At 67.8% G+C, this 13,033-nt stretch carries 8 protein-coding genes; 4 read left to right on the top strand and 4 right to left on the bottom strand.

Annotated features, from left to right (window positions below):
• Positions 1-103: 103 nt before the first annotated feature.
• On the top strand, positions 104-1,003 hold the full coding sequence (gene lpxO / locus K2W61_RS27345; protein ID WP_175135626.1) for a lipid A hydroxylase LpxO: 900 nt from the start codon (positions 104-106) through the stop codon (positions 1,001-1,003).
• 41 nt (positions 1,004-1,044) lie between these two features.
• Here the strand turns inward: lpxO and K2W61_RS27350 are convergent, their stop codons facing one another.
• The 3 genes from K2W61_RS27350 to hrpA form a co-directional block, all read right to left on the bottom strand.
• A complete protein-coding gene (locus K2W61_RS27350; RefSeq protein WP_175135627.1) occupies positions 1,045-2,340 on the bottom strand; it encodes an ABC transporter ATP-binding protein in 1,296 nt (431 codons plus the stop codon).
• Positions 2,341-2,348: 8 nt separating this feature from the next.
• Positions 2,349-4,082, bottom strand: coding sequence for an ABC transporter permease (locus K2W61_RS27355; protein WP_236757120.1), 1,734 nt, complete (start codon positions 4,080-4,082; stop codon positions 2,349-2,351).
• A gap of 169 nt (positions 4,083-4,251) precedes the next feature.
• Positions 4,252-8,190, bottom strand: coding sequence for an ATP-dependent RNA helicase HrpA (gene hrpA, locus K2W61_RS27360; protein WP_236757121.1), 3,939 nt, complete (start codon positions 8,188-8,190; stop codon positions 4,252-4,254).
• A gap of 136 nt (positions 8,191-8,326) precedes the next feature.
• Here hrpA and argA point away from each other — a divergent pair, with 136 nt between their 5' ends.
• The 3 genes from argA (at position 8,327) to K2W61_RS27375 (ending at position 12,161) form a co-directional block, all read left to right on the top strand.
• Positions 8,327-9,685, top strand: a complete 1,359-nt coding sequence (gene argA, locus K2W61_RS27365) for an amino-acid N-acetyltransferase (RefSeq protein WP_175135197.1) — start codon at positions 8,327-8,329, stop codon at positions 9,683-9,685.
• Positions 9,686-9,803: 118 nt separating this feature from the next.
• On the top strand, positions 9,804-10,076 hold the full coding sequence (locus K2W61_RS27370) for an oxidative damage protection protein (protein ID WP_006393887.1): 273 nt from the start codon (positions 9,804-9,806) through the stop codon (positions 10,074-10,076).
• Positions 10,077-10,205: 129 nt separating this feature from the next.
• On the top strand, positions 10,206-12,161 hold the full coding sequence (locus K2W61_RS27375; RefSeq protein WP_175135198.1) for a phosphocholine-specific phospholipase C: 1,956 nt from the start codon (positions 10,206-10,208) through the stop codon (positions 12,159-12,161).
• Between the two features lie 114 nt (positions 12,162-12,275).
• Here the strand turns inward: K2W61_RS27375 and phoU are convergent, their stop codons facing one another.
• On the bottom strand, positions 12,276-13,004 hold the full coding sequence (gene phoU, locus K2W61_RS27380) for a phosphate signaling complex protein PhoU (RefSeq protein ID WP_175135199.1): 729 nt from the start codon (positions 13,002-13,004) through the stop codon (positions 12,276-12,278).
• Positions 13,005-13,033: the final 29 nt, after the last annotated feature.

The raw sequence follows: 13,033 nt of genomic DNA on the forward strand, positions 1-13,033 counted from the left end.
GCCGAAAAGCGCCCGTTGGCCGATTGCGCCGACACCCGCCGGGCGACCCTGTGTAACAATAGACGATTGCCCCTGATCATCCGTCGCAGGACGAGATTTACGTATGAAATGGCTGATACCCGGGATCTGGCTCGCCGCCATCCTGTTCGCGCACTTCCGCGGCCGCGTCAAGCTGCCGCTGGGCCGGCAATTGCTGGACCACTCGGTGCTGCTCGCGCCGGTCAATGCCTTCATGGTGCTGACCTCGCGGGTGCCGTCCACGCCCTACCTGACCACCAGCGAGATCGCCGAACTCAAGGTGCTGGACGACAACTGGGAAACGATCCGCGACGAGGCCCTGCAGATGGCCGAGATGCGCCGCATCAAGGCGGCCGACAGCCACAACGACATCGGCTTCAATTCGTTCTTCAAGTACGGCTGGAAGCGCTTCTACCTGAAATGGTATGACGCCCGCCACCCGTCGGCCGAGGAGCTCTGCCCCAAGACGGTGGCCATCCTGAAGACGCTGCCCAAGGTCAAGGCGGCCATGTTCGCCGAGCTGCCGCCGGGCGGCAAGCTCAACCCCCACCGCGACCCGTTCGCCGGCTCGCTGCGCTACCACCTGGGACTGGCCACGCCCAACGACGACCGCTGCCACATCATCGTCGACGGCGAATCGTACAGCTGGCGCGACGGCGAAAGCGTGGTGTTCGACGAGACCTACGTGCACGAAGCCTACAATCACACCGAGCAGAACCGCATCATCCTGTTCTGCGACGTCGAGCGGCCGCTCAAGTGGGGCTGGGCCGAAGCCTTCAACCGTTGGTTCGGCCGCGTGGTGATGTCGGCGGCCAGCTCGCCCAACGACGGCGGCGACCAGACCGGCGCCATCAACAAGCTGACCCACGCGCACTGGGTCATCGACCAGAAGCGCAAGGCCTTCAAGGCCTGGAACCGCACCGCCTACAAGGCCACCAAGTACGGCCTGATCATCCTGGTGATCGCGGGCTTCATCGCCCTGTAAGCGCTTGCGGCGGCGGGCCGGGCGAAACCGGCCCCGCCGCCCTAGCCGGCATCGCGCGGCGGCAGGCTCAACAGGCCGGTGTGGTAGTCGTAACCATAGATATCGCCATAGCGGCCCCATTCCACCGCGATCTTCAGGACCCGCTCGGCCTCGTCGGGCTTGAGGAATTCCTCCATCGAATCCAGGAAGTCCTTTTCCGGCAGCGTACCGGTGGGCTCCTGTTCCAGGCTGTGGCGGATGTGCGCGGCCAGCGGCACGTGCGCCAGCAACTGGCGGCCGAAGATGGCCTGCTTCTGCCCCTGGTCGGCTTGCACGTAGCGCTGGCCCAGCGGTGTCAGGAAAATATCGCCCTTGTCGATCTGCGCCAGGCCGAACAGCCCCAGCGCCTCGCACGCCGGCAGCAGGTCATCGTCGGCGATCTCGGCTTCCTGGGCCAGCTTGGGCAGGTCGGCGCGGCCATGGAATGGCGCCTCGGCCAGCACGTCCAGCACGCCCTCCATGCGTTCGACCTCGGTGTGCGGAAAGCGGTAGCCCAGGCCCTGCTGGCGCGGGGTCGGCATGTCGTGCGCCGGCCGCTGCGTCATCAGGGCGTAGACCTCGTCGATCAGCGCCCGCACCTGCGGCGAATCGGGGTTGCGCGGCCGCGGCAGGCCGATCTGGACCTGGCTGCGGATGCGGCCGGGGTCGCTGGAAAAGATGATGATGCGATCGGCCATCATCACCGCTTCCTCGATATTGTGCGACACGATCAGGATGCCCTTGGTCGAGATACGGCTCTCGTCCCACAATTCGAGCATGTCGTCGCGCAGCGTTTCGCCGGTCAGCACGTCCAGGGCCGAGAAGGCCTCGTCCATCAACAGCACATCGGGATTCATGACCAGAGCGCGGGCGATGCCGACACGCTGGCGCATGCCGCCGGACAGCTCGCGCGGCAACGCCCCGCCGAACCCCCCCAGGCCCATCAGGTCCAGCACGGCATCGGCGCGGCTGGCGCGCTCGGCCGGCGCCACGCCCTGCGCCTCCAGCCCCAGCTCGACGTTCTGCTGCGCGGTCAGCCAGGGAAACAGCGCGAACGACTGGAACACCATGGTGATGCCGGCGGCCGGGCCATACACCGGCTGGCCGCGATACGTGACCGTCCCCTGGTCGGCGTTGACCAGCCCCGCCATGATGCGCAGCAGGGTCGACTTGCCCGAGCCGGACTTGCCCAGCAGCGCCACGATCTCACCCTCGCGCAGGGTGAAATCGACCTGTTCCAGCACATTGCGCGCGGTGCCGTCGGCGGCGCGGAACGACTTGCCGACGCCGTGCAGTTCGATCAGGACATTGGAATGCATGAAGACTCCTACCGGCCGCGGTCTTCGGCCAGCACATACAGTTTGCGCCAGAAAAACCGGTTCAACAGCATGACAAAGACGCACATGACGCCGATGCCGAGCGCGATGCGGTGGAAATCGCCCAGTTCGGTCATGCGCTTGATATAGCTGCCCAGGCCGTCGGCCACCAGCGAGGTATTGCCCCAGGACACGTACTCGGCCACGATGCTGGCGTTCCAGGAGCCGCCACTGGCGGTGATGGCGCCGGTGATGAAACTGGGAAACACAGCCGGCAGGTACACCCGGCGCCACAGCAGCCAGCCTTTCAGTCCCAGGTTGCTGGCGGCCAGGCGCAATTCATTGGGGATGGTCGAGGCCCCCGCCACCACGTTGAACAGGATGTACCACTGCGTGCCGAAGATGATCAGCGGGCTGAGCCAGATGTTGGGATTGAGTTTCAACGCCACCATCACGAACACCACGGCCGGGAACAGCAGGTTGACCGGGAATGCCGCCAGGAACTGCGCCACCGCCTGCACCCGCTGCGAATACTTGGGCCGCAGGCCGATCCAGACCGCGACCGGCACCCAGATGGCCGACGCCAGGCCGATCAGCACCATCACCCGCACCAGGGTGATACCGCCCAGCCCGACCACGTGCAGCACCTCGCTCCAACCCACCTGCGCGTGCACGAACACCACCAGCCTGTAGGTGCCCAGCAACGCGGCCGCCGCCAGCAGCGCATCCCAGATGCGGGTCCAACGCGGGTCCGGCGCCTTGGCGCGGGCGCGGATCGAGGTGCCGTCATAGGGCACGCTGAACCAGCCCAGCGCGCGCCGCATGCACACCCAGAACAGATTCGACAGGGCCTGCATCCAGCGGCTGCGGCGGGTCCAGTCCAGCAGCCAGGACTGCTGCGCGACGTCGGCCTGCGATTCCTCGAAGCGGAATTTGTCTGCCCAGGCCAGCAGCGGCCGGAAAAACAGTTGGTCGTAGAGCAGGATGCCGGCCATCATGGCGCCGATGGCCCAGGCGATGGCGCGGCCGTTCTCGGCGTCGATGGCCACCGCGATGTACGAGCCGATGCCGGGCAGCTTGATGTCCTGGCCGGCTACCGAGATGGCCTCGGCCGCCACCAGGAAGAACCAGCCGCCGGACATCGACATCATCATGTTCCACAGCAGCCCTGGCGTCGCGTACGGCAGTTCCAACCGCCAGAAGCGCTGCCAGCCCGACAGCCGGAATACGCGCGCGGCCTCGTTCAATTCGGCCGGCACGGTGCGCATCGACTGGTACAGGCTGAACGCCATGTTCCAGGCCTGCGAGGTGAAGATGGCGAAGACCGCCGCGCACTCGACCCCCAGCAGGTTGCCGGGAAACAGCGCGATGAAGGGCGCGATGGCGATGGCCTGGAATCCCAGGATGGGCACCGATTGCAGGATATCCAGCATCGGGATCATGGCCTTTTCGGCGGTGCGGAACTTGGCCGCGATGGCGGCAAAGACGAAGCTGAACAGCAGCGAGAAGGCCAGCGCCGTGAACATGCGCAGGATGGTGCGCAGCAGGTAGTACGGTAGATAGATCGGGTCGAGCGAGATCGGCAGCGATTCGCCGACGGCGAAAGGCCGGCTCATCTGCGAGGCGCCATAGGCCATGGCCGCCAGCACCCCCAGCACCAGGGGCAGCAGCGCCCAGTCCCAGCGGTTGGGCGAGGAGCGGGACGACGAGGACGGGCGCGTCCGGGGGCTGAAGAGCTCGAACATGTCGGCGATGCTCCAGGGAGCGGGGTGAAGGCCCGCGCATTGGAGCATAACCAGATGACGCGTCACTGAACAGAAAACGACTGAAATCCGGCGGTAATACGGGACGGCTCGCGCCGCCCCGCCGCCGGGCGCCAGCAGCGGGGCGAAAAGCCCTATGTGGCCGCCGCCCCTAGCGTTGCAGCGATTCCCAGGACTTCATCAGGCGCTTGACCGACACCGGCATCGGCGTGCGCAGTTCCTGCGCAAACAAGGCCACCCGCAGTTCCTCCAGCAGCCAGCGGAACTCGTCCAGGCGTGGGTCGGACGCCCCCTTCAGCGCCGAGCGGGCCCGCTGGTACTGGGTCAGGAGCGGCGCCATCTCGGCCACCAGCTTGGCATCGCGGGCCGGATCGGCGCGCAGTTTGTCGATGCGCGCCACTGCCGCCTTGAGATAGCGCGGGAAATGCGAAAGCTGGGCGTAGGGGGTGTCGCGGATGAACCATTTGGGCATCAGCGCCCCCAGCTGCTGTTGCAGGTCGGCATAGGCCGCCGCATGCGGCTTGGCCTGCGGCAGCTTGCGCTGCAGGGCGGCGTATTCCGTCAGGACCGCGCCCGCCAGGCGCGCCACTTCCTGCGCCAGCAGGCCCAGCCGCCCCTTGCCTTCGGCCCGGCGCGCCTCGAACTGCTGCGCGTTGACCGGCCAGGGCTCGGCCAGGCAGGCCTGTCCCAGGGCGCAGTCGATGATCTGGTCGCGCAGTTCCTCCTGCGTGCCCAGCGTCATGTAGAGCATGCTGATTTTGGTCAGATCGGCCAGGTTCTTTTCCAGGAACTTGACCTGCTCGCGCAGGCCCAGCCGGAACAGCTTGAGCAGGCCGGCGCGGTGCGCCTTGCGGGCCTCGTCCGGATCGTCGAACACGTCCAGGTCGCAATGCGCGCCGCGGTCGACCAGCGCCGGGTAGCCGATGACCGACTGGCCGCGGCGCTTGATCTCCATGATTTCCGGCAGCGGGCCAAAGGTCCAGGAGGTCAGGTTCTCGTGCGCCAGCGCCTGCGCCACCTGGGTGTCGCTGGCGGCCAGTTGCTGGAAGGTCGCCTGGGCCTGCTTGCCGAACTCGGCGCGCAACTGCGCCAGGTTGCGGCCGGCAGCCAGCATGCGGCCGTGCTCGTCGACCACGCGGAAGTTCATGAACAGGTGCGCGGGCAGCGTCTCGAGCTTGAAGTCGGCGGCGGCCGGGCGCACTTGCACCTGATCCCACATGTCGGCGATGAGCGCGTCCACCAGGCCGGTCTGGGGATCGCCCAGGCGCTCGAACCAGCGGTCGTAGAAGCCGGCCGCGTAGTCGGGCAGCGGCACGCAGTGGCGGCGCAGCTTCTGCGGCAGCGACTTGAGCAGCAGGTGCACCTTTTCCTTGAGCATGCCGGGCACCAGCCATTCGCAGCGCGCCGGATCGATCTGGTTCAGGGCGAACAATGGCACCGCCAGGGTCACGCCGTCGCGCGGCGAACCGGGCTCGAAGTGGTAGTCCAGCGCCATCGACACGCCCTGCCACTCGACCTTCTTGGGAAAGACGTCGGTGGTGACGCCGGCGGCCTCGTGCCGCATCAGTTCGTCGCGCGTCAGCAGCAGCCGGGCAGCGGCGGCCTTGTCGAGCCCGTTGACCCATTTTTCCAGGGTCGCGGTCTGCGAGATGTCGGCCGGCAGCTGGCGGTCGTAGAAGGCGTAGATCAGCTCGTCATCGACCAGGATGTCGGGGCGACGGGTCTGGTGCTCCAGCTTTTCGATGCCGGCGATCAGCTTGCGGTTGTGGGCCACGAAGGCCAGCCGCGTGTCGATTTCGCCCGGCACCAGTGCCTGGCGGATGAAGAGTTCGCGCGCCTCGCGCGGATGCACCCGGCCGTACTGGATGCGGCGGCCGCTGTAGATGGTCAGGCCGTAGAGCGTGGCGCGTTCGTTGGCCACCACCTGGCCGGCCTTCTTTTCCCAGCGCGGGTCCGACCAGTTCTTGCGGATCAGGTGGGCGCCGACCTTTTCCAGCCAGACCGGGTCGATGCGCGCCACGCAACGCGCGTACAGACGGGTGGTCTCGACCAGCTCGGCGGCGACGATCCAGCGTCCGGCCTTCTTCACCAGGCGCGAGCCCGGATGGATGTGGAAGCGGATCTCGCGCGCGCCCTGGTAGTGGCCGCCCTCGTCGCTCTTGAAGCCGATGTTGCCCAGCAGGCCCGACAGCAGCGCCATGTGCAGCTGTTCGTAGGTGGCCTCGGCCTGGTTGACACGCCAGCCCTGCTCGCCGACCAGCGCGGCCAGCTGGGTGTGGACGTCGTGCCACTCGCGCAGCCGGATGGGCGACAGGAAGTTCTGCCGCAACAGGCTCACCAGCTTGCGCTGCGAGGCCTTGTGCTGCACCTGTTCGCCGTACCAGCGCCACAGTTTGAGGAAGGAGATGAATTCGGACTTGTCGTCGGCGAACTTGGCATGCGCGGCTTCGGCCGCCTCGCGCTCCTGCATGGGGCGGTCGCGCGCGTCCTGCACCGACAGCGCCGAGGCGATGATCAGCATTTCCGCCAGGCACTGGTGTTCGCGCGCGGCCAGGATCATGCGGCCGATGCGCGGATCCACCGGCAGCTTGGCCAGCTCTTGGCCGGTCTGCGTCAGGACGAACGAAGCGCCGGTACGGGCGCTGTCGTCGCCGTCGTCGGCCGCGGCCAGCTCGATCGCGCCCAGCTCCTGCAGCAGGTGGTAGCCATCGGCCACGGCGCGCCCGGGCGGCGCTTCGACGAAGGGGAACTGCTCGATGTCGTCGAGCTTGAGCGACTTCATCCGCAGAATCACGGACGCCAGCGAGGATCGCAGCACCTCGGGGTCGGTGAACGGCGCGCGGGCGTTGAAATCGGCCTCGTCATAGAGGCGGATGCAGACGCCCGGACCGACCCGGCCGCAACGGCCGGCGCGCTGGTTGGCCGAGGCGCGGCTGATCGGCTCGATGCGCAGCTGCTCGACCTTGTTGCGCCAGGAATAGCGCTTGATGCGCGCCAGGCCGCTGTCGACCACGAAGCGGATGCCGGGCACGGTCAGCGAGGTTTCCGCCACGTTGGTGGCCAGCACGATGCGGCGCGCGTTGCCGCGCGGATGGAAGATCTGTTCCTGCTCGGCCTGCGACAGGCGCGCGTACAGCGGCAGCACCTCGGTGCCCGCCGGATGGCGCTTGCGCAGCGCTTCGGCCGATTCGCGGATCTCGCGTTCGCCGGGCAGGAACACCAGCACGTCGCCGGGGCCGTGGCGGGCGCATTCGTCGACCGCGTCGACGATGGCGTCGATCAGGTCGCGCTCTTCGTCGCCCGACATGCGTTCGCGGTCGCGGCCGGGCCTGGCGGGCGCCTCGTCCTCGGCGGCTTCCTCGCGCACCGGGCGGTAGCGCACCTCGACCGGGTAGAGCCGGCCCGAAACCTCGATCACCGGCGCCGGCTTGTCCTCGGACGCGGCGAAATGGCGGGCGAAGCGCTCGGCGTCGATGGTGGCCGAGGTGATGATGACCTTCAGGTCGGGCCGGCGCGGCAGCAGCTGCTTCAGATAGCCCAGCAGGAAATCGATGTTCAGGCTGCGTTCGTGCGCCTCGTCGATGATGATGGTGTCATAGCGGCGCAGAAGCGGATCGCGCTGCGACTCGGCCAGCAGGATGCCGTCGGTCATCAGCTTGATCGACGCATTGGGGCCGGTGCGGTCGTTGAAACGCACCTGGTAGCCCACCACCTCGCCCATGGGCGTATTCAGCTCCTCGGCGATGCGCTTGGCCACGGACGTGGCGGCCAGCCGCCGCGGCTGGGTGTGGCCGATCATCTTCTGGCGGCCGCGGCCCAGCTCCAGGCAGATCTTGGGCAATTGGGTGGTCTTGCCCGAGCCGGTCTCGCCGCTCACGATAACCACTTGGTGGCCGGCGATGGCGCGCGCGATCTCCTGGCGCCGCGCGCTGACGGGCAGGTCTTCGGGGTAGGTCACGACGGGAATGGGCCGCTCGGGGCGGGGCGCCTGGCGCGCCGCAGGGGCCGCGGCGCCGGCGCGCGGCTTGCCCGAGGCCCGGGTCGGCCCGTCGGCCGGCACGGGCGGCCGCGGGCGGGAGGATTCTGGCATGTACGATTTATCCGGTTAGCTGCCTATTATATAAACGCCCCGCCGCCATATAATTTCGCCACGCCGTCGCGCGACGGCGCGTTGACGCGGCCTGGCGCCGCGTTGTTGCCGACCCTCAGGAATTGCCCCTGCCATCATGCCCGACCTGGAACCAGACACCGTCTCCGCCCTTGAAGCCCCCGAATTCGCCGCTGCCCAGTTCGTCCGATGGTTCCGAGATGTCGCTCCCTATGTGCACGCCTTCCGCGGCAAGACGTTCGTGGTGGCGTTCGGCGGTGAACTGGTGCAGGCCGGGGCGCTGAACGCGCTGGTCCAGGATCTGTCGCTGCTGTCCTCGCTGGGGGTCCGGCTGGTGCTGGTGCACGGCTCGCGCCCCCAGGTCAATGAACAACTGCGCCTGAAGGGTTTCACCCAGCAGTTCGACCGCGGCCTGGCGCCAACCGACGCCGCCGCGCTCGAATGCGCCAAGGAAGCCGCCGGCGAAATCCGCCTGGATATCGAGGCCGCGTTCAGCCAGGGCCTGCCCAACACGCCGATGTCGCACGCGCACATCCGCGTCATTTCGGGCAACTTCGTCACCGCGCGTCCCACCGGCGTGTTGGACGGGATCGATTACAAACACACCGGCCAGGTGCGCAAGATCGACGTCGATGCGCTCAAGTTCGCCATCGAAAAAGGCTCATCGGTGGTGTTGCTGTCGCCGCTGGGCTTCTCGCCCACGGGCGATGCCTTCAACCTGGCCATGGAAGACCTGGCCACCAGCGTGGCCGTGGCGCTGCGCGCCGAAAAGCTGATCTTCCTGTCCAGCGGCCAGGGCGTGCTGAACGACGACGGCTCGGTCGATACCGAACTGGCGCGGGTGGATGCCGACGCGCTGCTGGCCGCGGGGTCGCTCGACGAGGAAACCGGCGCCTACCTGCAATATGCCTCGCTGGCGGTCAAGCGCGGCGTGGCCCGCGCCCACCTGGTGCCGTTCGCGCTGGACGGCAGCGTGCTGCTGGAAATCTTCACCCATGACGGCGTCGGCACCATGGTGGTGGAAGACACGCTGGACGATCTGCGCCCCGCCACGCTGGATGACGTCGGCGCCATCCTCAGCCTGATCGAGCCGCTGGAGGCCGACGGCACGCTGGTGCCGCGCCCGCGCAGCGTGATCGAGCGCGACGTCGAGAACTTCACCGTGCTGGAACACGATGGCGTGATCTACGGTTGCGCCACACTGCACAACTTCCCCGGGGAAAACATGGCCGAGATGGCCTGCCTGATCGTGCATCCGGAATGGCAGGGCTCGGGCGAAGGCGAGATCCTGCTGCGCCACATGGAATCGCGCGCCCGCGCCAGCGGCGCCAAGCGCCTGTTCGTGCTGACCACCCGCACGTCGCACTGGTTCATGAAGCGCGGCTTCGTGCCGGGCGGCATCACCGACCTGCCGCGCGAAAAGCAGAACAACTACAACCGCTCTCGCAACAGCCTGGTGTTCATCAAGAAGCTGTGACGCGCCCACGCCCCAGGCCTGGCCGGGCGGCTACCCGCAGTGCCCGCAGGGGCTTGGCGGCCTTGCGCCGCCAAGCCCGCTAAAATGGCCCATTACCCATTCTTTCCGGCAGCGAACCATGGCCCGTACCATCAACTGTGTGAAATTGAAGCGTGAAGCCGAAGGGCTGGATTTTCCGCCCTACCCCGGCGAACTCGGCACCCGCATCTGGCAGAGCATTTCCAAGGAAGCTTGGGAAGAGTGGAAGCAGGTGCAGACCCGCCTGGTCAACGAAAACCGCCTGAACCTGGCCGACGCCCGCGCCCGCAAGTACCTGCAGCAGCAGATGGAGCGCTTCCTGTTCGAGGACGGCAGTGTCGAAGCCCAGGGCTACGTTCCGCCCTCGGCCTGATTGCGCCACGGCGCGCGACACGCCTCTGCGAAGCCCCTCGCCCGCGAGGGGCTTCGCACTTTCCGGCGGGCTGCCCGAGGGCCGCGCCCAACTTAAGATTCCGCTATTGCAGGCCGTATTAACGCTGTCATGACAGAAGATCCGAGTTCCGTTTCGTCCGCCGACTTTCCCGGAACCATCCGGCGCGCGCTCGCGATCGCCCCCGACCGCAAGCACGGCACGCTGGACGATGTGCGGCACGTCGTCATCCTGATGCAGGAGAACCGGTCTTTCGACCATTACTTCGGCGCCCTGCCGGGCGTGCGCGGCTTTGCCGATCCGCACCGCGTGCCCACCCCGGACGGCGACGTGCTAACCCAGCGCGATGGCAACACGCAGGTCCGCCCCTATGCCCTGCAAGACGAATTCGCCAGCCACGTGCCGGTGGGCTACATCACGCCGCACACCTGGGACGATGCCCAGCGCGCCTGGAACGATGGCCGCATGGACCAATGGTTGGCGGCCAAGCGACGCCTGGGCATGGGCGCCTACCGCCCCGCCGAGCTGCCCTTCCAGACGGCGCTGGCCAATGCCTTCACGCTGTGCGAGGCCTATCACTGCTCGATCCAGGCAGGCACCAATCCGAACCGGCTGTTCCTGTGGACCGGCACCAATGACCCGCAGGGGCGCGCCGGCGGCCCGGCCCTGGTCAACACCCATGACCGCCTCGGCCCGGCCGACCAGGGCTATGGCTGGACCACCTATCCCGAGCGCCTGCACGCCGCCGGCATCGACTGGCGCATCTACCAGGACATGGCGGACAACTTCCATGACAATCCTCTCGCCGGCTTTCGCCAGTACCGCCGCCAGCATGGCGCCGGCCTTGCCGACGCGCCGCTGCGCGACCGAGCCTTGTCCACCCGGACCCTCGACGATCTGGCGCGCGACGTCGACCAGGGCACGCTGCCGCAGGTGTCATGGATCATCGCCCCCGCCGCCGATTCCGAACACCCGGAGGTCTCGTCGCCGCGCCAGGGCGGCGCCTACACCGAACGCGTGCTGGACATCCTGACGCGCAACCCCGCCGTCTGGAGCGGCTGCGTGTTCCTGGTCACCTACGACGAGAACGACTGCTTCTTCGACCACATGCCGCCGCCGGCGCCCCCCGCCCGCAATGCCGCCGGCCAGCCGGGCGGCCTGTCGACAGTGGAACTGGACGGTGAATACCACGACACCCGCCACGGCCCCAGCGCCGCCACCCCGGACGATCCGCCGGCCCTGCATGGGCGCGCCTTCGGCATGGGCCCGCGGGTGCCGATGCTGGTGGTCTCGCCCTGGAGCCGAGGCGGCTGGGTCAATTCGCAGGTGTTCGACCACACCTCGGTGATCCGCTTCCTCGAAGCCCGCTTCGGCGTGATGGAACCCAATATCAGCGCCTGGCGCCGTGCCGTGGCCGGCGACCTGACCTCCGCCTTCGACTTCGCCGGCGATCGCACCGTGCGGCACGCCGACAGCGTGCGCCACGCCTGCGCGCTGCCCTATGCCCTGGAGGCCGTGGGCCGCATGAGCGCCGACGGCGAACACTACCGCCTGACCTTCCGCAACCCCGGCTCGGCAGGCGCGGTGCTGCATGTGTACGACCGCCTGGCGCTGGAACACGCGCCGCGCCGCTACACCGTCGGCGCGGGTGCGCGGCTGGACGACGGCTGGCGCGTGGACGGCGACGGCGCCTATGACCTCTGGTTGCTGGGGCCGGACGGCTTTCACCGCCAGTTCCGCGGCGACCGGCGCGATGCCGGCCAGCTCGAAACGCAGTTGGTGCCGGTCAGCTCCGGCCTGCGCCTGCGCCTGATCAACCACGGCGACGCGCACCTGCCGGTGCAGATCGAATCGCGCCTGGGCGACCGTTGGCGCGCCGTGGCGCAGGTGCCGGCCGGCGGCGCGCTGGAACTGAAATACGCCGGCTGCGAAGACTGGTACGACCTGGAGATCAGCGCGCAGGACCTGCCGGCCTTCGGGCGGCGCCTGGCCGGCCGCATCAGCACGGGCAAGTCGGGCGTGCCGGACCCGCGGCTGTGCCAGGGCGCCGAGTTGCCGCCGCGCTGACGCCGCGCGCAGCTCGAACCGGCGGCGGCACAAAAAACCCCAGGCGCGGGGTAGCGTCCTGGGGTTTTTCTGCGCCCGGCAAGGGCAAGCGCGGCGGCCGGGCCGCCGCGGCGCTCACTCGTCCTGCGACGCGGGCGTGTCTTCTTCACCGCGCGCCAGGCGCTCGGTGTTCTTGACGCCGGTGTGGCGCACGTCGGCACCCTTGACCATGTAGATCACGCGCTCGGACATGTTCTTGGCATGATCGCCGATGCGTTCGAGCGCGCGGGCGATGAAGATCATGTCGATGGCGCGCGAAATCGTGCGCGGGTCTTCGATCATGTAGGTGATCAGGTGACGCAGCGCCCCCTTCCATTCCTTGTCCACTTCCTTGTCGCTGCGCACCACGGCGGCGGCCAGGATCGGGTCGAGGCGGGCGAAGGCGTCCAGGGCCTGATGCAGCATGGTGCGCACGTTCGCGGCCATGTGGCGCAGTTCGATCACCGGAATGTGGCGCAGTTCCGATTCATGGATGCGACGCGCCACGGTGGCCACTTTCTCGGCCTCGTCGCCCGAGCGCTCCATGTCGGTCAGCATCTTCGACACAGCCATCAACATGCGCAGGTCAATGGCGGTGGGCTGGTGGCGGGCCAGGATGCGGCTGATGCTCTCGTCGATCTCCACTTCGTGGCGATTGACTTCCTTTTCACGCTCGCGCACCTTTTCAACCAGCGCCAGGTCGCCGCTGGCCAGCGCGTCTATGGCCTCCTGGATCATGGCCTCGACCACGCCGCCCATCTGCAAGAATTGCGAACGGACGCTTTCCAGATCAGCGTCGAACTGCTTGTTTGTGTGCTCCGTCATCCGGGCTCCCTGCGTGGTTGGTCTCATTG

Source organism: Achromobacter pulmonis (genome assembly GCF_021733725.1).
Taxonomy (GTDB): domain Bacteria; phylum Pseudomonadota; class Gammaproteobacteria; order Burkholderiales; family Burkholderiaceae_B; genus Achromobacter; species Achromobacter pulmonis.

Coding starts and splice junctions, on each gene's coding strand:
- lpxO (WP_175135626.1), top strand. CDS start 104: ATGAAATGGCTGATACCCGGGATCTGGCTCGCCGCCATCCTGTTCGCG.
- K2W61_RS27350 (WP_175135627.1), bottom strand. CDS start 2,340: ATGCATTCCAATGTCCTGATCGAACTGCACGGCGTCGGCAAGTCGTTC.
- K2W61_RS27355 (WP_236757120.1), bottom strand. CDS start 4,082: ATGTTCGAGCTCTTCAGCCCCCGGACGCGCCCGTCCTCGTCGTCCCGC.
- hrpA (WP_236757121.1), bottom strand. CDS start 8,190: ATGCCAGAATCCTCCCGCCCGCGGCCGCCCGTGCCGGCCGACGGGCCG.
- argA (WP_175135197.1), top strand. CDS start 8,327: ATGCCCGACCTGGAACCAGACACCGTCTCCGCCCTTGAAGCCCCCGAA.
- K2W61_RS27370 (WP_006393887.1), top strand. CDS start 9,804: ATGGCCCGTACCATCAACTGTGTGAAATTGAAGCGTGAAGCCGAAGGG.
- K2W61_RS27375 (WP_175135198.1), top strand. CDS start 10,206: ATGACAGAAGATCCGAGTTCCGTTTCGTCCGCCGACTTTCCCGGAACC.
- phoU (WP_175135199.1), bottom strand. CDS start 13,004: ATGACGGAGCACACAAACAAGCAGTTCGACGCTGATCTGGAAAGCGTC.